Consider the following 23,750-nt stretch of genomic DNA (forward strand, 5'->3'; position numbering starts at 1 on the left):
CAGTGTGCGGCCGTGTCCGGTGCGCGGGCTTCAACCGCGGCATCCTGCTGCTAAAGATTCTAATAGTCAACAGCGTTGACTATTAATCGCCGCGGACGCTGGAGCCAAGGAACGGCGCCCTGCCATCGGTGGTCAGCAGATGATTTCGCGCTCGTCGTGTGCGAGAGTCGAAGGACGTCGATCAGGTGGGGGCCTCATGAAGCGGAGCACGTCAGGGCGAATTCTGAGTTTCGCCGGGGTCGCGGGACTGGTCTTGGCGCTCGGGACGACCTCGGTCGCGGTCGCGGCGCCGGGTGACGGTTACGCCTCATGGAACGTCACCGGCTCGTCCAACGCCTTCTCCGGGTCGGTCGATCTGCCCACCGGGTTCCCGGCGACGTCGTTCGTCTCCGACTCTCGAACGCTCGACGTATCGGGCGGCACTTCGTCGTGGCTCCCGACAGGTACGCCCTTCGCCGACGAGTTCGGCCAGAGCCAGGGGCGTCCGTACATCTCCGTCGCCCCGGCCGCGAACAACGCAGCATCTCCATCGACGACCACGTTCGTCTTCGACGAGCCGGCGCCCTCCGGCACCTGGGGGATCAATCTCGGCGACATCGACGCCGAGACCGTCACCATCAGCGGAACCGTCGGAGCGCGTGCCGCCACCGTCGCGGAGCTGGGGCTGCAGGACGCCTACAACTACTGCGATGCGTCGCCGCGCCCCTCGACCTGCTCGGGCCTGCCGGCATCCGGCAACGTGATCCCCACCGTCAGCGACGACGGAACGACCGTGACCGTTGCCGATCTCGCCTGCCCGACCGACGCCGACCGCTGCAACACCACCGGCGAGGCTCTCTGGCTCATGCCCACGGCAGAACTGTCATCGCTGACGGTGACGTCTGCCTGGAAGAGGGGGATCCCGGCGCTCCAGGTGTGGTTCGCCACTCTCGCCGACCGCGTGGAGGGCACGATCCTCGCCAACTGCGACGGCGCGCTCCCGGGAGCGGTCGAGCTCGTCGTGGACGGCGACATCGTGGCCACGACAGTGGTGGCGTCGACCGGAACTTTCGCATTCGATCCCTTGGTGACGCGCGACGACTACGTGCTGCGCGCGGCATCGGCGACCGTCCCGCCGGGTGTCGTCGTCTCGACCGCCGAAGGCGACGTCACCGTGCCCGGGTCAGCGGATCTCACCGCCACCGCGTCGTTCGACGTCTCGGGCACGGTGACCGGCCCGAGCGACCTCGTCGCGGGCCGCACCGTTCGTCTCACCGGAGACGGCGTCGCCGCGCAGACCACGACGGGTGCGAATGGGACGTACGCCTTCGCGAACACGGTTCCGGGTGAGTACGAGATCACCGTCGACGCGGCAGACGGAGCCGAGGTCACGCCGCCGTCACGCTCCGTGACCGTGGGTTGCGCCGCCGCGACGGTCGACCCCATCTCGGTCGTCGCGCCGAGTCCGTCGCCGACGCCGACCGCTACGCCGACGCCGACCGCTACGCCGACGCCGACCGCTTCGCCGACGCCGACCGCTACGCCGACGCCGACCGCTACGCCGACGCCGACCGCTACGCCGACGCCGACCGCTACGCCGACGCCCACTGCTACGCCGACGCCGACCGCTACGCCGACGCCCACCGCTACGCCGAGCCCGACGGTGACGCCGACCGCTACGCCGAGCCCGACCGCAACGCCAAGCCCGACGGTGACGCCGACCGCTACGCCGAGCCCGACGGTGACGCCGACCGCTACGCCCGCCCCGACCGTGACGCCGAGCCCGACCGTGACGCCGAGCCCGACAGCGACGCCGGAACCCACCGCAACGCCGGGGCCGACGGCCACGCCCGACCCCGGCGGCACTCCGACGAGCGGTCCCTCGCAGGGGCCGGGCGCGGGCGGCGATCCCGGATCCGACCCGACTCCCACGGCGATCGCGCCGGGACCCGCAGCATCGCCGCCCGGCACCGGGGGCGCGGGCCACGCGGGCTCACCCGGCTCTTCGCTCGCGTCGACTGGCGCTCAGAGCACGGTGTTCGGCCTCTGGGGCGGGGTGACCCTCGCGGTGCTCGGCGCACTGATCCACTTCGTCGCGCAAGGGCGTGCAAAGCGGCGTACCTGAGGGAACGGCGGGCGCCGCTGAGGCGGTGCGGGCGTGGTCTCGCCGTTGCGGTTCTCACGCCAAGCGGGGGCGCCTCCCGCGTCGGGTCGAGCGTCAGCGGAGGACGAAGCGCAATCCCTTCGGCTTGCATGGCGCGGTCGGCATGATGAAGAGGACGATCGTCAGCGAGCGATCCGAACGAGGGGAGCGGCATGGCCGACGACGAGATGTGGGACGTGACCGACATTCAGGGCACGCCCACGGGCACCCTTCACCGGCGCGGTGACGGCCCGGTGCCGGCCGGGTCGTTCCACATCGTGGCATCCGTCTGTCTGGTGTCGTCGACCGGCCGGGTGCTGATGAGTCGACGGGCCGCGGGCAAGGATTACCCGCTCGCGTGGGAGTTCCCGGCCGGGAGCGCCCTGCGCGGTGAGACGAGCCGGACCGGTGCGGTCCGCGAGCTCGCCGAAGAGACCGGGATGCGGGTCGGCCGCGACGACCTCGTGCTGGTCGGGCGTGTGATCGAGGAGCGGGCGCTCTTCGACCTGTGGGTCGCACGCGTCGACGGGGAGCCCGTGCCGGTGCCGGACCCGGAAGAAGTCCTCGAGTCGGAGTGGGTCACTCTCGACGTCGTGCGGCGTCGGTGGGAGGACGGCGGGTTCGCGACGCCGTGGAACGCGCGCTTCGAACAGCTCTGGGAGACGCTCGAGGAGCGGGTAGCGGACATGGGGAAACGCGCCGCTCGTTGAGCCGAGCGCACGGACGGAGCCCGATGTCGGACCCCCGTGCCACCATGTCGCCATGCCGATCGAGAATGCCTCGCCCGTCACGTACGTCACGCATGACCTCGCGGTCGAAGAGGGGGCCCTGCGCGTCGGCGAATGGCATCCGGATGCCGAGGGCACCCCGTGGCTGCTCGTGCACGGCGTCACCGCGTCGCACCTGGCGTGGGCATGGGTCGCACAACAGAGCTCGGCACGGTTGATCGCCCCCGATCTGCGCGGGCGGGGCCGCAGCACGGCCTCGGCGAGACGGACGGGGTTGGCGCAGCACGCCGACGACCTGGCCGCGGTGCTCGACGCCCTCGACGTCGAGAGGGCGGTCGTCGTTGGGCACTCGATGGGGGCGTTCGTGTCCGCCGTGCTCGGCGACCGTCACCCCGAGCGGGTAGAGCGGATCGTCCTCGTGGACGGCGGTCTGCCTCTGAACCTGCCGCCCGGCATGGAGCCGCGAGAGGCGGTGCGTCACGTGCTCGGCCCGACCGCCGCTCGGCTCGACCTGCGGTTCGACAGCGAGGGCGCGTACCGAGACTTCTGGCGGGCGCATCCGGCGTTCGTCGGCCGGGAAGATCCCCTGCTCGACGCCTACTTCGCCTACGACCTGGTCGGGCAGCCCCCCGCGCTGCGCCCGGCGACGACGTTCGCCACGGTCGAAGGCGACTCCCTCGATCAGAACGCCGGCGAGGCGATCGCCGTGGCTCTCGAACGCTTGCGCCGCCCGACCCGACTAGTCGCGGCCGAGCGGGGACTGCTCGCCGAGGTGCCGCCGCTGTATCCCGACCTCGATGGCATCCGCGCCCGGTTCCCCCTTCTGACGGCGACGCGCCGGGTGCCGGATGTCGATCACTACTCGATCGTCATGTCGGCACCCGGCGCGCAGGCCGTGGTGCGAGAAGTCCTCGCGGGGGAGTGATGTCGTTACGCGGCGTCTCCGACCAGCACGGCGGCACCCTCGTCTGCGGCGTCGGGGTGCGAGCCGTCGACGTGGGCCAGCAGGCGGCGGCCGAACAGGATGCAGGCGGCGGCGATGAACACCGAGGCGGCGGCCATGAAGTACGGCACGTCGGCGCCGTAGGCGTGCCACAGCCACGCGGCGAGCGGCGGAGCGACGGCTCCACCGAGGAATCGCACGGCCGAGTACGCCGACGACGCGACCGAGCGCGGCAGGTCGGTGGCCTCCATGACGGCCTCGGTGAGGGCGGTGTTGACCACACCCAGCACGAGACCGCCCACAATGATGCACACGACGAGAGCCGTGGCCGAGGCCACCGTCAAGGCGGCGACCACGAGGTCGATCGCGAGCAGGGGAAGGGCGATCAGCAGCACGGTGGTCAGCCGCAGCCGACGCAGCAGCAGGGGCGCGACCCACACGCTCGTGATCGCCAGGCCCACACCCCAGCCGAAGAACGTCAGGCCGATGCCCATCGCCCCGAAGCCGAGGGGGAACGGCGAGAACGCGAGCAGGGTGAAGAAGCCGATGTTGTAGAACAGAGCGGTCGCGGCGAGGATTGCCAGCGCCGGGCGACCCAGCGCGCGGAACGGGGCGCTGAAGGGAAGGGGCGTACGCGCGGGCTTCGGTCCGCGGAGCAGAACCGCCACCGCGATGAACGCGATCGCCATGAGCACGACGACGCCGAAGAACGGCCCGCGCCAGCTGACCTCACCGAGCACGCCGCCCAGCAGCGGACCCACGGCGATGCCGAGACCCAGAGCCGCCTCGTACAGGATGATGGCCGACGATGTGCCGCCCGAGGCCGCACCGACGATGGTTGCCAGAGCCGTCGAGATGAACAGGGCGTTGCCCAGACCCCACCCGGCGCGGAAGCCGATGACGGCGTCGACGCTGCCGCTCAGCGCGCAGAACAGCGCGAACACGACGATCAGCCCGAGGCCGACCAGCAGAGTGGCCTTCGCGCCGATGCGGCTCGAGATCCAGCTGGTGATGAGCATCGCGAGGCCGGTCACGACGAGGTAGCTCGTGAAGAGCAGTTCGGTCTGCACCGGGCTCGCCTGCAGCGAATCGGCGATCGCGGGGAGGATCGGGTCGACGAGCCCGATGCCCATGAACGCCACGACCGACGCGAAGGCGACCGCCCAGACTTGTGCGGGCTGTTTCCAGACGCTGGGGGCCTTCTCGGCCGGGTTAGCTGCGGTACCGGCACTCACCGGACCACCTCCCTTTCTTCTTCGGAACGACGTGCGGCGCCGCGCGAGGCGAGCGCACCGTCGTTCGGGTTCTCGGTGAAATCGTTCGACCCGACGGGCACCATCCCGACCTGCCGCGACAGGGCCGAGGCCGAGATGCGCACGGCCTCCCACTCCGCGTCAGACAGGTCGGCCACGTGCGGCGCGAGAGCGGAGCGGAAGAGCTCGTACCACCGCTCGAGGGCGTCGAGACCGTCCTCAGTCGCTGCCACCACGCTGACGCGGGAGTCGGCCGGGTGACTGCGGCGCGAGACGAGCCCCGCGGCATCCATCTGCCGGATCAGCCGGGTCATGCCCGGCTGCGTGACACGGCTCAGCGTCGCGAGGTCGCCCAGGCGCTGCGGGCCGTGGTCGCGGAGCAAGGTCAGCGTGCGCCACTGCGCCGCCGGCGCGTCGGAATTCGTGTCGAGAGCGGCCACACGCGTGAGCGCGTGCACCGCGAGCAGCAGGCGCTGGAGGTCGTCGTCACGGGTCATACCCAAAAGTATATCCCTGTTATATACCGTTGGTATCTAAATCGGGGATGCCGCGTGCGACGGTGGTCTGGCGCGCTGCGACTACCGCGCGGCGATCCGCGTCGACAGCTGGTGCGCGTGCGCCAGAAGGATCCGCCCGAGTTCGGCGAGTCGCTCACCGCCGAAGCGGAACTCGACCCCCGTCAGGCTCAGCGCCCACTGCGGGTCGCCGGTGCGCGTGAAGACGGCGGCGCCCACGCCCCAGCTGCCCTCGACGATCAGGCCGGGGTTCACCGCGTAGCCCCGGGCCTGCGTGTCGGCGATGCGCGTGCGCAGTCGCGCGGGGGAGTGAGAGGCGCCCCAGCGCTCGGCGAGCTCCGGGTGGCGCTCGAGGTAGGCGTCCACATCCTGGGGCGGGAGGAACGCGAGGATCGCCAGCCCCGCCGACGCGACGCCGAGGGGGAACCTCACGCCCTCCGAGAGCACGAACGAGCGGATGGGGAAGCTGCCGTCCTCGCGCACGAGGCAGACGGTCTCGTCGCCGCGCCGCACCGAGAGGAATGCGCTCTCCTCAGTGCGCACGGCGAGCGAGCGCACGATGTCGCGCGCGGTCGCCGTGATGTCGAATCGGGATGCCGCGACGCTGCCCATCAGGTACAGCTCGGGCCCCGGGAGCCAGTGCCCGGTCCCATCGTCGCGGTCGACGAGACCCTCGGCGCGCAGGGCGCTGAGCAGGCGATGCGCGGTCGGGCGAGTCAGGTCGGCGTCCTGGGCGAGGTCACCGACCGAGGCGCCGGTGCCACCCGCCGCCGTCACCAGGCGCAGCAGGTGCGCCGCGCGCGCGATGGCCTGGGCTCCGGGAACGGCGGTCCCCGTCTTCCGCGCAGATCCGGGCGCGGCGTGGGGGGCGCCTGCCGCGGCGACGTCGACGCTAAGTTTCGGAGTGTCCACGATGTGGACGCTACGCCCCGCGGCATCCACATGACAAGAAGCGGCTCGCGGCCGCATCCGGCGGCATCCCAAGGTGGAGGGACGCCGCTACGAAGGAGTTCGCGTGATCGACAAGACCGTCGCCTCAGCCGCCGAGGCCGTCGCCGACATTCCCGACGGGGCGTCTCTCGCCGTCGGCGGGTTCGGCCTCTCGGGCAACCCCATCGCCTTGATCGAGGCGCTGCTCGCCCAGGGGACCCGCGACCTCTCGGTCGTCTCGAACAACTGTGGCGTCGACGACTGGGGGCTCGGCATTCTGCTCGGGGCCGGTCGCATCCGCAAGATGACCTCGTCGTACGTCGGAGAGAACAAGGAGTTCGAGCGGCAGTTCCTTTCCGGCGAACTCGAACTCGAGCTCACCCCGCAGGGAACCCTCGCCGAGAAGCTGCGGGCCGGCGGCTCGGGCATCGCGGCCTTCTACACGCAGACCGGTGTGGGCACCCAGGTCGCCGAGGGCGGCCTGCCGCGTCGCTACGACGGCGCCGGCGGCATCGCCGTGGCATCCCCGGTGAAAGACGTGCGCACCTTCGACGTGGACGGCGAGCAACGCGAGTTCGTGCTCGAAGAAGCCATCACCACCGACTTCTCGCTCGTGCATGCCTACAAGGGCGACCGTCACGGCAACCTCGTCTTCCGCAAGGCCGCGCGGGCCTTCAACCCCCTCGCCGCCATGGCCGGACGCACCTGCATCGTGCAGGTCGAGCACCTCGTCGAACCCGGAGAGCTCGACCCGGATGCCGTGCACCTTCCCGGCGTGTACGTGCACAGGATCGTCGAGGTCGGGCCCGACATTCCGAAGCGCATCGAGAAGCGCACTGTTCGGGAGGGAGACCAGTGATGGTGAACAGCTGCGGCCCCCGGTCCCTTCGACAGGCTCAGGGACTTCTGCCCGCACCGACCCTGACCGTTACGGAGGAGAACTGACATGCCCCTGTCCCGCACCGAGATGGCGGCCCGCGCCGCTCGCGAGCTCGCCGACGGCGCCTACGTCAACCTCGGCATCGGCCTGCCCACCCTGGTCCCGAACTACGTGCCCGACGGGGTGACGGTCGTGCTGCAGTCCGAGAACGGCATCCTCGGCGTCGGTCCCTACCCGACCGAAGACGCGGTGGATGCCGACCTCATCAACGCCGGTAAAGAGACCGTGACCACTCTCCCGGGGTCGGCGTTCTTCGACTCGGCCCTGAGCTTCGGGATGATCCGCGGCGGCAAGATCGACGCCGCCATCCTCGGGGCGATGCAGGTGTCGGCATCCGGAGACCTGGCCAACTGGATGATCCCCGGAAAGATGGTGAAGGGCCCCGGCGGGGCGATGGACCTCGTCCACGGCGCCGCCCGCGTGATCGTGCTGATGGAGCACGTCGCCCGACACGGCTCGCCGAAGATCGTCGACGAGTGTTCGCTGCCGCTCACCGGCCGCGGCGTCGTCGACCGCATCATCACCGACCTCGCCGTGATCGATGTGACGGAGGATGGCCTTGTGCTCGTCGAGCTCGCCCCCGGGGTGAGCGTCGATGAGGTGCGGGCCGCCACCGAGCCCGCCTTGACCGTCCGACTCGCTGAGGAGCAGCACGCATGAGCGCACAGAACGACGTCGTCATCGTCGCCGCCGCCCGCACCCCGCAGGGCCGCCTGAAGGGGCAGCTCGCCCCGCTCACCGCCGTGCAGCTGGGCGCTGCCGCCATTCGCGGGGCGCTCGAGCGCGGCGGTATTGCGGCCGATGCCGTCGACGCCGTGCTCGTGGGGCAGGTTCTTCAGGCCGGAGCAGGGCAGAACGCCGCGCGCCAGGCCGCGATCGAAGCGGACATCGGGTGGGACGTGCACAGCGCCACCATCAACAAGGTGTGCCTGTCGGGCCTCACCGCGATCATCGACGCCGCGCGCATGCTGCGCCTCGGCGATGCGACGGTCGTCGTCGCCGCGGGCATGGAGTCGATGACCCGCGCCCCGCACCTGCTGATGAACTCGCGCGACGGCTACTCCTACGGTTCCGTCGAGGTGCTCGACCACATGGCGTACGACGGCCTCACCGACGCCTACGACCGCGAGAGCATGGGCGCCTCGACCGAGCGCGCGAACGCCCGGTACGAGGTCACGCGCGAAGACCAGGACGCCGTGGCCGCCCGCTCCCACCAGCGCGCCGCAGCCGCGCAGACGGAGGGGATCTTCGACGCGGAGATCGTGCCGGTGTCGATCCCGCAGCGGAAGGGCGACCCGGTCGTCGTCACCGCCGATGAGGGCATCCGCGCCGACACGACGGTCGAGACGCTCGCGAAGCTGCGTCCCGCCTTCGCCGAGGGCGGCTCGATCACCGCGGGCAACGCCTCGCAGATCTCCGACGGCGCCTCGGCGGTGGTCGTCACCACCCGCGCGATCGCCGACGAGCGCGGCTGGGACGTCCTCGCCGTGGTCGGTGCGTCGGGTCAGGTCGCCGGCCCCGACAACTCCCTGCACGCCCAGCCCGCCCGCGCGATCGCGAAGGCGCTCGAGAAGCAGGGCATCGCAGCATCCGGTCTCGACCTCATCGAGATCAACGAGGCCTTCGGGGCCGTGGTCGCGCGGTCGCAGGCCGAGCTCGGCGTCTCCGACGAGGTCGTCAACCCGCACGGTGGCGGCATCGCGATCGGTCACCCCATCGGCGCGTCGGGCAACCGGCTCGTCGTCCACGCGGTGCACGAGCTGGTGCGTCGCGGCGGCGGCACGGCCGCGGTGGCGCTGTGCGGCGGCGGCGGTCAGGGCGACGCGTTGATCCTCACCCGCTAGGGCCGGCCCGAAACGAACGGATGCCGCGACCTCGAGGCCGCGGCATCCGGAAACAGAAGGTGGGGAACGCTCAGCGCGCGAGGCGCTTCTTCAGCAGCTTGCTCTGCTTCTTCTGGACGGGGGAGTCGCCCGCGATGACCCGGCCGCGGCGTGCGCGACGGGTGTCGACCACGGCGCCGACGGCGAGGGCGAGGGTGATTCCCCAGCTCAGCCACGCCAGCGCGGTGCGCCACGTGAACGGCTCGTCGTTCTTGAGGCCGCGCAAGAGCGTGACGCCGCCGGTGATGGCGCTGAGAAGACCGGTTCCGAAGATGTACTGCCGCATGCGCCCAACCTATCGACAGGCGTGATCCGGCGCCGCACCTTGACAGCGGAGTGCCGCACGCCCGCGTTCGAGAACGCACCTATCGCATCCCGTCCACCCCCGTGCGCGGATCGGGCCCGCTGTTAGCCTGAGAACGATCCCCCGAGGAGGACCTGTGACCCAGGCCGATTTCGTCGTCGTCGCCAACCGCCTGCCCGTCGATCGCACCCCCGACGGCGAGGGGTGGAGACGCTCACCGGGCGGTCTCGTCACCGCTCTCGAACCCGTCATGCGCAGCGCCGAGGGCGCGTGGGTGGGGTGGGCCGGGCAGGCCGACGTCACCGTCGAGCCCTTCGACTTCGACGGCACCCATCTCGTTCCGGTGACCCTGTCGGCCTCCGATGTGCAGCTGTACTATGAGGGCTTCTCGAACGACACGATCTGGCCGCTGTACCACGACGTGATCGCCGAGCCCACGTACAAGCGCGCCTGGTGGGACGCCTACGTCAAGGTCAACCAGCGCTTCGCCCAGGCCGCCGCCGACGTGACCGCCGACAGCGGAATCGTGTGGGTGCAGGACTACCAGCTGCAGCTGGTGCCGAAGATGCTCCGCGAGATGCGCCCCGACCTCACGATCGGCTACTTCCACCACATCCCGTTCCCCGCCTACGGGCTGTACGCGCAGCTCCCGTGGCGCAAGCAGGTGCTCGAGGGACTGCTCGGCGCCGACGTCATCGGTTTCCAACGGGTGGCGGATGCCGGCAACTTCGCCCGCGCGGTGCGCCGCCAGCTGCGCTACGAGACCAAGGCCAGCGGCATCCTCGTTCCGGATGCCGAGGGCGGCACCCGCGTCGCCCTGGCGAAGGCGTTCCCGATCTCGATCGACGCCGAGTCGTACATCGAGCTCGCGCAGAAGCCCGAGATCCAGCAGCGCGCCAAGGAGATCCGCGAGGGACTCGGAAACCCGCGCAAGATCCTGCTCGGTGTCGACCGCCTCGACTACACCAAGGGCATCCGCCACCGCCTGAAGGCCTGGGGCGAACTGCTCGAGGACGGACGCGCGAGCGTCGAGGACGCGACCCTCGTGCAGGTCGCCAGCCCCAGCCGCGAACGCGTCGAAGCGTACGTGCAGTTGCGCGACGAGATCGAGATGACCGTCGGTCGCATCAACGGCGATTACGACACGACCACGCACACCGCGATTCGCTACCTGCACCAGTCGTATCCGCGCGAGGAGATGGTCGCCCTCTTCCTCGCCGCCGACGTCATGCTGGTCACCGCCCTGCGCGACGGCATGAACCTCGTGGCGAAGGAGTACGTGGCCAGCCGCATCGACAACCGCGGCGTTCTCGTGCTGAGCGAGTTCGCCGGCGCCGCCGACGAGATGGGCAGCGCGCTGCTCATCAACCCGCACGACATCGACGGTCTGAAAGACCAGATCATGCGGGCGATCGACATGCCCGCCGCCGAGCAGGGGCGTCGCATGCGGGCGCTGCGCAAGCGCGTGCGTGACCACGACGTCGAGGACTGGTCGCAGGACTTCCTCGAGGCGCTCTCGGTGTTCCACGAGAAGTCGTCGCGCGCCGCCGCCGAAGAGATCACCCGCGACGACGACGGCTCGACGCCCGAGCGCGAGCCCATCGACGAGACGGACGCCGGATGACCGCCGCACTCGTGAACGCCCCGAACACGAGCAGGGGGGTGGATGCCGCGTGACCGCCGCCGACGCCACGATCGAGGCCGTCGCCACGACCGACACCCTGCTGATCGCGCTCGACTTCGACGGCACCCTTTCGCCGCTGGTCGACGAGCCGATGTCGGCGCGGATGACTCCGGGAGCGCGCGCGGCGCTCGATGCTCTGGCCGCCCTGCCGCGCACCACCGTCGCGCTGGTGTCGGGCCGCACGCTCGCCGACCTGCGCGAGATCGCCGAGCACGACGACTCGTCGCCCTGGTGGCTCATGGGCTCGCACGGCGCGGAGTCGTGGGAGCCCGGCACAGGCGCGGGGGAGTCGACCGACGACGCCGACGAGCTCGCCCTGCGCGACAGGCTGACCGCCGAGATCCGTGACGCCGTCGCCGACCTGGCGGGGGTGCGCGTGGAGCCGAAGCAGTTCGGTCTCGGCATCCACACCCGCACGGCGGATGCCGCGGCCTCGACCGCCGCGCAGCAGAGGGCCGACGAGCTGCTCGCGGCCGAGGCGCCGTCGTGGCGGCGTCGCACCGGGCACGACATCCTCGAGTTCTCGTTCCGCCACGAGGGCAAGGACTCCGCCGTCGCGCACCTGCGCGACCGCGTCGCCGCGACCTCGGTGCTCTTCGCGGGCGACGACGTCACCGACGAAGACGCCCTCGGCTCGCTCGGCCCGGGCGACCTCGGCGTGCGCATCGGCGGGGGAGAGACCGCCGCGACGCTGCGGGTGCCCGACATCGACGCGTTCGTCGAGGTGCTCGAGAACGTGTCACGGCTACGGAGCGCCCACATCTCTTAGCGCGCGCCGATTGATCGAGCGTTCACGGGTCTGCGGCGCATCGGGTGTCGTACCCGCGCAATAGACTTCGAGAATGCCCGCACCGCAGAATCCGAACACCGGCGAATTCGACATCAAGCCCCGCAGTCGCGTCGTCACCGATGGCATCGAAGCCACCACGTCGCGCGGAATGCTCCGCGCCGTCGGCATGGGTGACGAGGACTGGGACAAGCCCCAGATCGGCATCGCGTCGAGCTGGAACGAGATCACCCCCTGCAACCTCAGCCTCGACCGCCTCGCGCAGGGCGCGAAAGAGGGCGTGCACGCCGGCGGCGGCTACCCGCTGCAGTTCGGCACCATCTCCGTCTCCGACGGCATCTCGATGGGCCACGAGGGCATGCACTTCTCGCTCGTGTCGCGCGAGGTCATCGCCGACAGCGTCGAGACCGTGATGATGGCCGAGCGCCTCGACGGCTCCGTGCTGCTCGCCGGCTGCGACAAGTCGATCCCCGGCATGCTCATGGCATCCGCGCGCCTCGACCTCTCGAGCGTCTTCCTGTACGCCGGCTCCATCGCCCCGGGCTGGGTCAAGCTCAGCGACGGCACCGAGAAAGACGTCACGATCATCGACTCGTTCGAGGCCGTGGGCGCGTGCCTCGCCGGCAAGATGAGCGAGGCCGACCTCAAGCGCATCGAGTGCGCGATCGCCCCCGGGGAGGGCGCCTGCGGTGGCATGTACACCGCCAACACCATGGCATCCGTCGCCGAGGCCCTCGGCCTCAGCCTCCCCGGCTCCGCCGCCCCGCCCTCGGCCGACCGTCGCCGCGACTACTTCGCGCACCGCTCGGGCGAGGCCGTGGTCAATCTGCTGCGTCAGGGCATCACCACGCGCGACATCCTCACCAAAGAGGCGTTCGAGAACGCCATCGCCCTCGCCATGGCGCTCGGCGGCTCGACCAACGTCGTGCTGCACCTGCTCGCCATCGCGAACGAGGCCGAGGTTGAGCTGAACCTCCACGACTTCAACCGCATCGGCGACCGGACGCCCCACGTGGCCGACATGAAGCCTTTCGGCCAGTACGTGATGAACGACGTCGACCGCCACGGCGGCATCCCGGTGATCATGAAGGCCATGCTCGACGAGGGCCTGCTGCACGGCGACGCGCTCACCGTCACGGGCAAGACCCTCGCCGAGAACCTCGCCGACCTGAACCCCGACCCGGTCGACGGCAAGGTCATCCACTCGTTCAACGACCCGATCCACGCCACCGGCGGCATCACGATCCTGCACGGCTCGATGGCCCCCGAGGGTGCCGTCGTTAAGTCGGCCGGCTTCGACGGAAACGTCTTCGAGGGTCCGGCCCGCGTGTTCGAGCGCGAGCGCGGGGCGATGGACGCCCTCGAGGCGGGCGAGATCGCCGCCGGCGACGTCGTGGTCATCCGCTACGAGGGCCCCAAGGGTGGTCCCGGCATGCGCGAGATGCTCGCGATCACCGCGGCCATCAAGGGCGCGGGCCTCGGAAAAGATGTACTACTGTTGACGGACGGACGATTCTCAGGCGGCACAACCGGCCTGTGCATCGGCCACATAGCTCCCGAAGCGGTGGACGCAGGTCCCATCGCCTTCGTGCGCGATGGTGATCTGATACGGGTCGATATCGCCGCTCGCACTCTCGACTTGATCGTCGATGACGCCGAGCTGAGTTCCCGCCGCGAAGGCTGGGAACCGCTTCCCCCGCGCTATACCCGTGGCGTTCTGGCCAAGTACTCCAAGCTCGTGCACTCCGCCGCCGAGGGCGCTGTCACGGGCTGACGGCCGTCCCCCTTCTCACCTTTCTCCCGGTTCTCGAGGTACTCCCATGTCCATCGATTCCTCCACGGCAGCCATTCCCCGGCCGCCCGCCCGCGCCGCCGCCGCGCCCGTGATGACGGGTGCGCAGGCGGTCGTCCGCTCGCTCGACCTGCTCGGCGTCACCGACGTGTTCGGTCTGCCGGGCGGAGCGATCATGCCCGTCTACGACCCGCTCATGGACGACGAGCACGTGCGCCACATCCTCGTGCGTCACGAGCAGGGCGCCGGTCACGCGGCCGAGGGCTACGCCGCCGCCTCGGGCAAGGTCGGCGTCGCCATCGCGACGTCGGGCCCCGGCGCGACCAACCTCGTCACCGCGATCGCCGACGCCTACATGGACTCGGTGCCGCTGGTCTGCATCACCGGCCAGGTGTTCTCGACCCTCATGGGAACGGACGCCTTCCAGGAGGCCGACATCGTCGGCATCACCATGCCGATCACCAAGCACTCGTTCCTGGTGAAGTCGGCCGACGAGATCCCCGGCGCGATCGCCGCGGCCTTCGAGATCGCCTCGACCGGGCGCCCCGGCCCCGTGCTCGTCGACATCACCAAAGACGCTCAGCAGGCCGAAGCGCCGTTCGTCTGGCCGCCCAAGATCGAGTTGCCCGGCTACCGGCCCGTCACCAAGGCGCACGGCAAGCAGATTCAGGCCGCGGCCCAGCTGCTGGCCACCGCGAAGAAGCCCGTGCTGTACGTGGGTGGCGGCACGATCCGCGCCAACGCCGCGGCCGAGCTGAAGGTGCTGGCCGAGGCGACCGGTGCCCCGGTGGTCACGACGCTGATGGCCCGCGGTGCGTTCCCCGACTCGCACGAGCAGCACCTCGGCATGCCCGGCATGCACGGCACCGTGCCCGCGGTCCTCGCCCTGCAGGAGAGCGACCTGATCGTCTCGCTCGGCGCCCGCTTCGACGACCGCGTGACCGGCAAGGCGGCGCTGTTCGCCCCGAACGCGCAGGTGGTGCACGTCGACATCGACCCCGCCGAGATCTCGAAGATCCGCACGGCCGACGTGCCGATCGTGGGCGACCTCAAGGAGGTGCTCGTCGACCTCGACGCCGCCTTCCGCGCCGCCGACGCCGAGAACCCGCACGACTACACGGAGTGGTGGACCTACCTGAACGGCCTCCGCGAGGAGTTCCCGCTCGGCTACACGCCGACCACCGACGGGCTGCTCTCGCCGCAGTACGTCATCCAGCGCATCGGCGAGATGACCGGTCCCGAGGGCGTCTACGCCTCGGGTGTGGGCCAGCACCAGATGTGGGCGGCGCAGTTCATCAAGTACGAGCGCCCGAACGCGTGGCTCAACTCCGGCGGTGCCGGCACCATGGGCTACGCCGTTCCGGCGGCCATGGGCGCCAAGGTGGCACAGCCCGAGCGCGCCGTCTGGGCGATCGACGGCGACGGCTGCTTCCAGATGACCAACCAGGAGCTCGCGACCTGCGTCATCAACGACATCCCGATCAAGGTCGCGATCATCAACAACTCCTCGCTGGGCATGGTGCGCCAGTGGCAGACGCTGTTCTTCGACGGCCGCCACTCCAACACCGACCTGAACACCGGACACGGCACGCGTCGCATCCCCGACTTCGTGAAGCTCGCCGAGGCCTACGGATGCCTGGCGATCCGCGTCGAGAAGGAAGACGAGATCGACGCGGCGATCCAGCTCGCCCTCGACACGAACGACCGCCCGGTCGTGATCGACTTCGTCGTGAGCGCCGACGCGATGGTGTGGCCGATGGTGCCGCAGGGCGTCAGCAACAGCTACGTCCAGTACGCGCGCGACCACTCGCCCGCCTTCAACGAGCAGGAGGACTGAGATGTCTCGTCACGTTCTGAGCCTCCTCGTCGAGGACAAGCCGGGTCTGCTGACCCGCGTCGCGGGCCTGTTCGCCCGTCGCGGCTTCAACATCGAATCGCTCGCCGTGGGCGTCACCGAGGTGCCGGGTCTGTCGCGCATCACGGTGGTCGTCGACGTCGAGGGTCTGCCGCTCGAGCAGGTGACCAAGCAGCTGAACAAGCTCATCAACGTCATCAAGATCGTCGAGCTCGACGCCGCCAGCTCCGTGCAGCGCGAGCACGTGCTCGTGAAGGTGCGCGCCGACAACGCGAGCCGCTCCAACGTGCTCGAGGTCGTCAACCTCTTCCGCGCGTCGGTCGTCGACTACGCCCCCGACGCCATCGTGATCGAGATCACCGGCGACTCGGGCAAGGTCGCCGCCTTCTTGAAGGCGATCGAGCCGTTCGGCGTGAAGGAGCTCGCGCAGTCGGGCCTGCTCGCCGTCGGTCGCGGCGGCAAGAGCATCACCGAGCGCGTCCTGCGCAGCTGAACCCGTCGGTCCCTGAGCCTGTCGAAGGGCCCGACACCCCGAGAACTTCACATCCCAAACCCCCGGTCCCTTCGACAAGCTCGGGGACCTCACACAAGGAGAAACATCCTCATGGCAGAGATCTTCTACGACGACGACGCCGACCTCTCGATCATCCAGGGCAAGAAGGTCGCGATCGTCGGCTACGGCTCGCAGGGTCACGCCCACGCGCAGAACCTGCGCGACTCGGGCGTTCAGGTCGTCATCGCGCTCAAGGACGGCTCCAAGTCGGCCGCCAAGGCGCAGGAAGACGGCTTCGAGGTCAAGAACGTCGCCGACGCCGCGGAGTGGGCCGACCTCATCATGATCCTGGCGCCCGACCAGCACCAGCGCTCGATCTTCGCCGACTCGATCAAAGACAAGCTCACCGAGGGCAAGACGCTCGCCTTCGCGCACGGCTTCAACATCCGCTTCGGCTACATCGACGCCCCCGAGGGTGTCGACGTGATCCTCGTCGCCCCCAAGGCCCCCGGTCACACCGTGCGTCGCGAGTACGTCGCGGGCCGCGGCATCCCCGACATCATCGCCGTCGAGAGCGACGCCTCGGGCTCGGCCTGGGACACCGCCCTCTCGTACGCGAAGGCCATCGGCGGCACCCGCGCCGGCGTCATCAAGACGACCTTCACCGAAGAGACCGAGACCGACCTGTTCGGCGAGCAGGCCGTGCTCTGCGGTGGCATGAGCCACCTCGTGCAGGCCGGCTTCGAGACCCTCGTCGAGGCGGGCTACCAGCCGCAGATCGCGTACTTCGAGGTGCTGCACGAGCTCAAGCTCATCGTCGACCTCATGTGGGAGGGCGGCATCGCCAAGCAGCGCTGGTCGATCTCCGACACGGCCGAGTACGGCGACTACGTCTCGGGCCCCCGCGTCATCTCGTCCGACGTCAAGGCCAGCATGAAGGCCGTCCTCAGCGACATCCAGTCGGGTGCCTTCGCCGAGCGCTTCATCGCCGACCAGGACAAGGGCGCCCCCGAGTTCCTCGAGCTCCGCGAGAAGGAGCAGGGTCACCCCATCGAGGCGACCGGCAAGGAGTTGCGCGGCCTCTTCGCGTGGAAGCAGCAGGACACCGACTACGTCGAGGGCTCCGCAGCGCGCTGAGTCTCGTCGTCTCGAATGCCCCGGGTGCCTCTGGCCCCGGGGCATTCGGCGTTTCCGCGGCGTCTCGGGGTTCCGGATGCCGTGCCCTCCCGCGACCGGCGGGGCGCGACGAAGCGGCGGGGGAGCCGCGCTAGCGTGGTCGCGTGAGCACTCCGCGCGATGACGACGCCCTCTCGTGGGGCGGTGACGACGACCCGACGCTCGACGTCGGCGAGAAGCACGTGCCCGGCCGGGGGAGCGCAGCCCGTCCTGCAGCGTCCGGAGCCTCAGCGCCTGAGGCGCTGCAGCCCGAGCCGCTCGAGCCCGAGCCGCTGCAGCCCGAGCCGCTGCAACCGGCAGCCTCGGAGTCCACGCCGGCCGCTCGGCATCCGGAAACGCTCGTCGATCCCGCACCCGACGCAGAAGAGGCGCACGCGGGGCCGTCGGCTCCCCTCGGCAACGTCGGTCTCGTGGGCATCGGGATGATCGCGATGGCCTTCATCCTGTTCGCCGTGGGCTGGCTGCTCGCCGGGTTCCGCCTCGTCGACCTCGGACTCCCTGTTCCCCAGGTCACGATCGTCGCGCTGACCATCGGCGCCGGTCTCGCCCCTCTCGTGTGGTTCGTCACGGTCCTCGTGCTCACGCGCAGCTGGCGCACCTGGCAGCGGTTCCTGCTGCTGCTGCTCGGGATCGTCCTGCTCATCCCGTGGCCGTTCCTGTCGTTGGGAGCCTTCTTGTGAGCACCGTCGCCCGCACCCGTGTCCTTCCGACGTGGCTGCTCGTCACGATCGCCGGCTTCTTCGGCCTGTTCTACGCCTACGTGGTGTGGAGCTCGGTCGCGCTGCTGATCCAGCAGGTGAACGGTCCGCTCGGACTCAACGGTCTCGGGTGGTTCGTCTACATCCTCCCGATCGTCTTCCCCCTCGCCGCCTTCGGCGTCTCGTTCGCGATCGGGCAACGTCGCAAGGCCGGAGAGCTTGCGATCGTGCTGCTCGCGGGCCTGACGCTGTCGGCCGCGTTCTGGCTCGCGATCGTCGGGTACGGCACCACCTCGTACGGCCTCTACGGCGGCTGAACGCCGGGGTCCCGGCATCCGGGATCGCGTTCTTCTCGGCCGGGTCGGTCTGGCACCCCTGCGACCGCGAGACTGCATCTCGCTGACATCCGTGCGTCAGGCTGACGCGGGTTCGTCAGCGAGATGCAGTCTCGCGGTGTTCGCACGCCCGGCGGGTGTCGGCGCGAGGTCTGCCCGGCTCCGCATTGCTCGGACGAGTTGCCGTGTGCGCCTGAGCGCCGTCGCGGGGCGTCACACGGTCGGGGCGCCACACGGCTCCGCGCTAGGCTGACAGACGGCCCGCACGGGTCGCGCGCCCGGTTCGCGCCGGCGGTGTGCGACGGTGCGCGTCAGTCCCCAGCACCGTTTCGAAGGACGTATCCGTGACGAAGCCCGTCGTGCTCATCGCCGAAGAACTCTCTCCCGCCACGATCGACGCGCTCGGCCCCGACTTCGACGTGCGCAACGTCGACGGGACCGATCGCCCCGCGCTGCTGTCGGCCCTCGCCGACGCCCACGCGGTGCTCGTGCGCTCGGCCACCCAGATCGACGCCGAGGCCCTCGCCGCGGCGCCGTCGCTCAAGGTCGTCGCCCGCGCCGGTGTCGGCCTCGACAACGTCGACATCAAGTCGGCCACCTCGGCCGGCGTCATGGTCGTCAACGCCCCGACCTCCAACATCATCTCGGCGGCCGAGCTCACCGTCGGTCACGTGCTGAGCCTCGCGCGCCGCATCCCCGCCGCGCACGCCTCGCTCGCCCAGGGCCTGTGGAAGCGCAGCTCGTTCACCGGAACCGAGCTGTTCGAGAAGACGATCGGCATCATCGGCCTCGGCCGCATCGGCGCCCTCATCGCCGCGCGCCTGCAGGGCTTCGACATGCGCGTGATCGCGTACGACCCCTACGTCACCGCCGCCCGCGCGCAGCAGCTCGGCGTGCAGCTGGTGTCGCTCGACGAACTGCTCGAGCAGAGCGACTTCGTCACGATCCACATGCCGAAGACGCCCGAGACGACCGGCATGATCGGCGCCGAGCAGCTGCGCCGCATGAAGAAGACCGCCTACGTCATCAACGTCGCCCGCGGTGGCCTGATCGACGAAGAGGCGCTCTTCGACGCCCTCACCACCGGTGAGATCGCCGGCGCCGGCCTCGACGTGTTCTCGACCGAGCCTCCCGCCGAAGGCGGCCCCGCCCGCAAGCTGCTCGACCTGCCGAACGTCGTCGTCACCCCGCACCTCGGCGCCAGCACTGAAGAGGCGCAGGAGAAGGCGGGCGTCTCGGTCGCGCGCAGCGTCAAGCTCGCCCTCGAGGGCGATCTCGTTCCGGATGCCGTGAACGTCGCCGGCGGTGCGATCGACCCGTTCGTGCGCCCCGGTATCGCGCTGGTCGAGATGCTCGGTCAGTTCTTCAGCGGCCTCGCCGACAGCGCCCTGACCAGCCTCGAGATCGAGGTGCGCGGCGAGCTCGCGCAGTACGACGTCAGCGTCTACCGCCTCGCCGCGCTAAAGGGCTATTTCAGCCGCATCGTCAGCGAGAGCGTCTCGTACGTCAACGCCCCGCTCTTCGCCGAGCAGCGCGGCGTCGAGGCCCGCCTGGTCGTCGAGGCCGAGAGCCCGCTGTACCGCAACATCACGATCCTGCGCGGCACGCTGGCCGACGGCTCGACCCTCGAGGTCGCGGGCACGCTCGCCGGCACGCGCATGGTGCCCAAGGTCGTCTCGATCAACGGCTACGAGATCGAGGTGCCCATCGAGCAGCACCACGTCGTCATGCGGTACGCCGACCGCCCCGGCATCGTGGCGATCTACGGCCAGAAGCTGGGTGAAGCCGGCATCAACATCGCGGGTCTGCAGGTGGCGGCTCCGGATGCCACCGGCCGTGCCCTCTCGGTGCTCACGGTCGACTCGCCCGTGCCCGAAGAGATCCTCGTCGCGATGCGCGAGGCCGTCGGCGCGGATCTGTTCCGCCAGATCGACATCGTCGAGAGCTGATGCCCTGAGCTGTACCGGGGGAGGGGGTCGCGAGAGCGGCCCCCTTCGTCGTTCGCCGGGCGGGCCCTGGCGCTGCGCGGCCGGACGAGCCGGGATTGCGGTTGTGGCCCGCGGCTGTCTCAGGTGGTGGCGGCGACGACGGCGTCGATGAGCTTGTCGAGATCCGCACCCTCGATGGTCGGGCCCGGCACGGCGTTGAGGTCGAGCACCGCGTTGAAGTACAGGCCGTCGCTGACCAGCAGCACCATCTGGAGTGCGGTCTCGTCGCGGGTGTGCGCGCGGAGGCTCTCTTCCCACAGCTCACGCACGCGGCGCAGGCACGCGGATGCCGCGTCGCTGCCGTTCTGCGCGAGGCGCGAGACCGCGAGGATCGTGACGTCGAGCGGCGAGCCGGTGTTCTGCGACGACCTCAGGTGCGCGGCGACCACGCCCTCGTCGGAGTTCTCGATCTCGGCGACGTCGTCGCGAGCGAGCTGCTCGAGGCGGGCGACGAGGGCCTCTTCGAGGGCGCTCTTGGAACCGAAGTGATAGAGCAGTCCGCCCTTCGACACGCCGGCGGCGCGGGCCGTGGCGTCCATCGTCGCCGCCCGTTCGCCCTCGTCGACGAGGATGCGGGTGAACGCGTCGAGGACGGCGTCGCGGGCGAGAGGGGGACGACTCATGGTTCCTCGATCGTACTGGCGGGCGTCTGTTCTCCTCTGATACTATACCGGCTAGACGGTTTAGAAACGGAACTCGAAGACATGCTCACCTCGTCGTTGCCCACCCATGAGATCACCGTGACCCGCGCCGGCTGGCGCGGATGGTTCGCGCTGGCCGTGCTCATGCTGCCCGTGCTGCTCGTCTCCGTCGACAACACGGTGCTCAGCTTCGCTCTGCCCGAGATCTCGGTGGCGCTGCAGCCCTCGAGCATCGAGCAGCTGTGGATCATCGACGTCTACCCGCTCGTGCTCGCCGGTCTCCTCGTCACGATGGGTGTCCTGGGCGACCGCTTCGGGCGCCGCCGCATGCTGCTCATCGGCGCCACCGGGTTCGCCGTGGTGTCGGCGCTGTCCGCCTTCGCGCCCACCGCGGCTCTGCTCATCACCGGTCGCGCCCTCATGGGCGTATTCGGGGCGATGCTCATGCCGTCGACGCTGTCGCTCCTGCGCAGCATCTTCCGCGACCGCGATCAGCGCCGGTTCGCGATCGCGGTGTGGGCCTCGGGCTTCTCCGCCGGTGCGGCCCTCGGCCCGATCGTCGGCGGATTCCTGCTCGAGCACTTCTCGTGGGGCTCGGTCTTCCTCATGGCCGTGCCGGTGCTCGTGCCGTTGCTGATCCTCGCGCCGTTCTTCGTGCCCGAGAGCCGCGACCCCGCGCCGGGTCGCTTCGACCCGACCAGTGTGGTGCTCTCGCTCGCGACGATGGTCCCGATCGTCTACGGCATCAAGAAGCTCGCCGTCGATGGTCCGATGTCGCTGGCTCCGGTGCTGTTCGTCGTCGGCATCGTGTTCGGCTGGCTGTTCGTCCGCCGTCAGCGCGCCCTCACCTCCCCGATGCTCGACATGTCGCTGTTCCGGCGCGGCACCTTCTCGGGTGCGATCCTGGTCAACCTGTTGAGCGTGGTCGGGCTCGTGGGGTTCCTGTACTTCGTCGCGCAGCACCTGCAGTTGGTGGTCGGCCTGTCGCCGATGGTCGCCGGTCTCGCGCTGCTGCCCGGGCTCGTGCTCATGATCGTCGCCGGTCTCGCCGTCGTCCCCGTCGCCAAGCGCTTCGCTCCGCGGGTCGTCGTGCCCACGGCGCTGGCGTTCTCGGTCGTCGCCTACGTGATGGTGGCGTTCTCGACCGCCGACCTCGTCCTGCTGATCGTGGCGTTCGGCCTGCTCGGCATCGGCATCGGCGCGGCCGAGACGGTGTCGAACGAGCTGATCCTCTCGAGCGCGCCGTCGGCGAAGGCCGGCGCCGCGAGCGCCGTGTCCGAGACCGCCTACGAGGTGGGTGCCGTGCTCGGGACGGCGGTGCTCGGCGGCATCCTGGCCGCGTTCTACCGGGCGCAGCTGGTGCTCCCCGCGGGGCTGCCGGATGCCGCGGCCCAGGCCGCGCGCGAGACCCTCGCGGGCGCCGTGGCGGTGTCGAACACGCTCGACGATCCGACGCTGGCCGAGGCCCTCCGCACCGCCGCTGCGCACGCCTTCGACTCCGGTGTCGTCGTCACCGCCCTCATCGGTGCCGGACTCATCGTCGTGGCCGGCGTGATCGCTGCCACTACCCTGGGAGGATCCCGCAGCACGTCGAAGCAGTGACGTGCCCGAGCTCTGAGGAGAGCGATGTCGCGTGTCGTGAAACTGGCCGTCATCCCCGGTGACGGAATCGGTCCCGAGGTCGTCGCAGAGGCCGTCAAGGTACTCGATGCGGTCACCGCCGCCTCCGGCGTCACGTTCGAGAAGACGCCCTTCTCGCTCGGTGCCGGTCGCTACCTCGAGACCGGCGACACCCTGACCGACGACGACCTCTCGGCGATTGCCGGCCACGACGCGATCCTGCTGGGCGCCGTCGGCGGAGTGCCCGGCGACCCGCGCCTGAAAGACGCGAACATCGAGCGCGGCCTCCTGCTCAAGCTCCGCTTCGAACTCGATCACTACGTCAACCTGCGTCCCTCGAAGCTGTACCCCGGGGCTGCGGGTCCGCTGGCAGAGCCCGGCGACATCGACTTCGTCGTGGTGCGCGAAGGCACCGAAGGCCCGTACGTCGGCAACGGCGGTTCGATCCGCCGCGGCACCGCGCACGAGGTCGCCAACGAGACATCGGTCAACACCGCCTACGGCGTCGAGCGCGTCGTGCGCTACGCCTTCGCCCTCGCGGAGCGCCGCCGCCGCAAGCTGACGCTCGTGCACAAGACGAACGTGCTCGTCCACGCGGGCGGCATGTGGAAGCGCATCGTCGATGCCGTGGCGGGGGAGTTCCCCGGGGTCGACGTAGACTACCTGCACGTCGACGCGGCAACCATCTTCCTGGTCACGAACCCGAGCCGCTTCGACGTGATCGTCACCGACAACCTCTTCGGCGACATCCTCACCGACCTGGCCGGCGCCGTCACCGGAGGCATCGGCCTCGCCGCATCGGGCAACATCAACCCCGACGGCGCTTTCCCCTCGATGTTCGAGCCCGTGCACGGATCGGCGCCCGACATCGCGGGAACCCAGAAGGCCGACCCCACGGCCGCGATCCTCTCCGTCGCCCTCCTGCTCGACCACCTCGGGCTGACCGACGAATCCGCCCGCGTCACCCGCGCGGTCGAAGACGACATCGCGAGCCGCGACGGGGTCCGCACCACCGCTCAGATCGGCGACGCCATCGCCGAACGCGTCCAGGCGTAACCTGGAC

General features: G+C 70.1%; 22 protein-coding genes. 17 read left to right on the forward strand and 5 right to left on the reverse strand.

Going from position 1 to position 23,750, the window contains the following annotated elements; translation table 11 throughout:
- Positions 1-196 precede the first annotated feature (196 nt).
- The 3 genes from M3667_RS06585 to M3667_RS06595 all read left to right on the forward strand — a co-directional run bounded on the left by M3667_RS06585 (position 197) and on the right by M3667_RS06595 (position 3,775).
- Positions 197-2,104 carry a carboxypeptidase-like regulatory domain-containing protein gene (locus M3667_RS06585; protein WP_251506595.1) on the forward strand — a complete coding sequence of 636 codons (1,908 nt, stop codon included), beginning with the start codon at positions 197-199 and terminating at the stop codon, positions 2,102-2,104.
- A gap of 191 nt (positions 2,105-2,295) precedes the next feature.
- Positions 2,296-2,832, forward strand: coding sequence for an NUDIX domain-containing protein (locus M3667_RS06590; RefSeq protein ID WP_251506597.1), 537 nt, complete (start codon positions 2,296-2,298; stop codon positions 2,830-2,832).
- Between the two features lie 52 nt (positions 2,833-2,884).
- On the forward strand, positions 2,885-3,775 hold the full coding sequence (locus M3667_RS06595; RefSeq protein WP_251506599.1) for an alpha/beta fold hydrolase: 891 nt from the start codon (positions 2,885-2,887) through the stop codon (positions 3,773-3,775).
- 5 nt (positions 3,776-3,780) lie between these two features.
- Here the strand turns inward: M3667_RS06595 and M3667_RS06600 are convergent, their stop codons facing one another.
- The 3 genes from M3667_RS06600 to M3667_RS06610 all read right to left on the reverse strand — a co-directional run bounded on the left by M3667_RS06600 (position 3,781) and on the right by M3667_RS06610 (position 6,368).
- A complete protein-coding gene (locus tag M3667_RS06600; protein ID WP_251506601.1) occupies positions 3,781-5,028 on the reverse strand; it encodes an MFS transporter in 1,248 nt (415 codons plus the stop codon).
- On the reverse strand, positions 5,025-5,543 hold the full coding sequence (locus tag M3667_RS06605) for a MarR family winged helix-turn-helix transcriptional regulator (RefSeq protein WP_251506602.1): 519 nt from the start codon (positions 5,541-5,543) through the stop codon (positions 5,025-5,027). Before M3667_RS06605 ends, M3667_RS06600 begins: the two co-directional genes overlap by 4 nt.
- 81 nt (positions 5,544-5,624) lie before the next feature.
- On the reverse strand, positions 5,625-6,368 hold the full coding sequence (locus tag M3667_RS06610; protein ID WP_251507516.1) for an IclR family transcriptional regulator: 744 nt from the start codon (positions 6,366-6,368) through the stop codon (positions 5,625-5,627).
- A gap of 208 nt (positions 6,369-6,576) precedes the next feature.
- Here M3667_RS06610 and M3667_RS06615 point away from each other — a divergent pair, with 208 nt between their 5' ends.
- The 3 genes from M3667_RS06615 to M3667_RS06625 all read left to right on the forward strand — a co-directional run bounded on the left by M3667_RS06615 (position 6,577) and on the right by M3667_RS06625 (position 9,275).
- Positions 6,577-7,350: a CoA transferase subunit A gene (locus M3667_RS06615; protein WP_251506604.1), complete on the forward strand. Its 774-nt coding sequence runs from the start codon at positions 6,577-6,579 to the stop codon at positions 7,348-7,350.
- A gap of 87 nt (positions 7,351-7,437) precedes the next feature.
- On the forward strand, positions 7,438-8,091 hold the full coding sequence (locus M3667_RS06620; protein WP_251506605.1) for a CoA transferase subunit B: 654 nt from the start codon (positions 7,438-7,440) through the stop codon (positions 8,089-8,091).
- Positions 8,088-9,275 carry an acetyl-CoA C-acetyltransferase gene (locus M3667_RS06625; protein ID WP_251506607.1) on the forward strand — a complete coding sequence of 396 codons (1,188 nt, stop codon included), beginning with the start codon at positions 8,088-8,090 and terminating at the stop codon, positions 9,273-9,275. The genes M3667_RS06620 and M3667_RS06625 overlap by 4 nt, the downstream gene beginning before the upstream one ends.
- 70 nt (positions 9,276-9,345) lie before the next feature.
- Here the strand turns inward: M3667_RS06625 and M3667_RS06630 are convergent, their stop codons facing one another.
- A complete protein-coding gene (locus M3667_RS06630; RefSeq protein ID WP_251506610.1) occupies positions 9,346-9,600 on the reverse strand; it encodes a hypothetical protein in 255 nt (84 codons plus the stop codon).
- A gap of 154 nt (positions 9,601-9,754) precedes the next feature.
- On the opposite strand from M3667_RS06630, the gene otsA reads away from it, so the two are divergent.
- From otsA to serA, 9 genes are all read left to right on the forward strand, one after another.
- Entirely contained in the window at positions 9,755-11,242 is a 1,488-nt protein-coding gene (otsA, locus tag M3667_RS06635; protein ID WP_251506612.1) for an alpha,alpha-trehalose-phosphate synthase (UDP-forming), read from the forward strand.
- 49 nt (positions 11,243-11,291) lie between these two features.
- On the forward strand, positions 11,292-12,071 hold the full coding sequence (otsB, locus tag M3667_RS06640; protein WP_251506619.1) for a trehalose-phosphatase: 780 nt from the start codon (positions 11,292-11,294) through the stop codon (positions 12,069-12,071).
- Positions 12,072-12,144: 73 nt separating this feature from the next.
- Positions 12,145-13,863, forward strand: a complete 1,719-nt coding sequence (gene ilvD / locus M3667_RS06645; protein WP_056230630.1) for a dihydroxy-acid dehydratase — start codon at positions 12,145-12,147, stop codon at positions 13,861-13,863.
- 46 nt (positions 13,864-13,909) lie between these two features.
- Entirely contained in the window at positions 13,910-15,718 is a 1,809-nt protein-coding gene (locus M3667_RS06650) for an acetolactate synthase large subunit (RefSeq protein ID WP_251506620.1), read from the forward strand.
- 1 nt (position 15,719) lies between these two features.
- Entirely contained in the window at positions 15,720-16,229 is a 510-nt protein-coding gene (gene ilvN, locus M3667_RS06655) for an acetolactate synthase small subunit (protein WP_251506623.1), read from the forward strand.
- A 111-nt stretch (positions 16,230-16,340) separates the two neighbouring features.
- Complete coding sequence (gene ilvC / locus M3667_RS06660; protein WP_144834822.1) at positions 16,341-17,366, forward strand: ketol-acid reductoisomerase; 1,026 nt, start codon at positions 16,341-16,343, stop codon at positions 17,364-17,366.
- 143 nt (positions 17,367-17,509) lie between these two features.
- The gene (locus M3667_RS06665) at positions 17,510-18,085 is read left to right on the forward strand and encodes a DNA polymerase III subunit gamma/tau (RefSeq protein ID WP_251506624.1); all 576 of its coding nucleotides are present in this window, start codon (positions 17,510-17,512) and stop codon (positions 18,083-18,085) included.
- Complete coding sequence (locus M3667_RS06670; protein WP_251506625.1) at positions 18,082-18,420, forward strand: bacitracin resistance protein; 339 nt, start codon at positions 18,082-18,084, stop codon at positions 18,418-18,420. The genes M3667_RS06665 and M3667_RS06670 overlap by 4 nt, the downstream gene beginning before the upstream one ends.
- Positions 18,421-18,782: 362 nt before the next feature.
- Positions 18,783-20,387, forward strand: coding sequence for a phosphoglycerate dehydrogenase (serA, locus tag M3667_RS06675; RefSeq protein ID WP_251506627.1), 1,605 nt, complete (start codon positions 18,783-18,785; stop codon positions 20,385-20,387).
- A 119-nt stretch (positions 20,388-20,506) separates the two neighbouring features.
- Here the strand turns inward: serA and M3667_RS06680 are convergent, their stop codons facing one another.
- Complete coding sequence (locus tag M3667_RS06680; RefSeq protein ID WP_144834830.1) at positions 20,507-21,049, reverse strand: TetR/AcrR family transcriptional regulator; 543 nt, start codon at positions 21,047-21,049, stop codon at positions 20,507-20,509.
- Between the two features lie 81 nt (positions 21,050-21,130).
- Between M3667_RS06680 and M3667_RS06685 the strand changes: the two genes are divergently transcribed.
- Together M3667_RS06685 and M3667_RS06690 are read left to right on the forward strand one after the other, a co-directional pair.
- Positions 21,131-22,669 (forward strand): MFS transporter, encoded by a 1,539-nt coding sequence (locus M3667_RS06685; protein ID WP_251506628.1) that lies wholly within the window; start codon positions 21,131-21,133, stop codon positions 22,667-22,669.
- A 24-nt stretch (positions 22,670-22,693) separates the two neighbouring features.
- On the forward strand, positions 22,694-23,743 hold the full coding sequence (locus M3667_RS06690; RefSeq protein ID WP_251506629.1) for a 3-isopropylmalate dehydrogenase: 1,050 nt from the start codon (positions 22,694-22,696) through the stop codon (positions 23,741-23,743).
- The last annotated feature ends 7 nt before the right edge of the window (positions 23,744-23,750 follow it).

It is taken from the genome of Microbacterium sp. P26, from assembly GCF_023712585.1.
Classification (GTDB): Bacteria; Actinomycetota; Actinomycetes; order Actinomycetales; family Microbacteriaceae; genus Microbacterium; species Microbacterium algihabitans_A.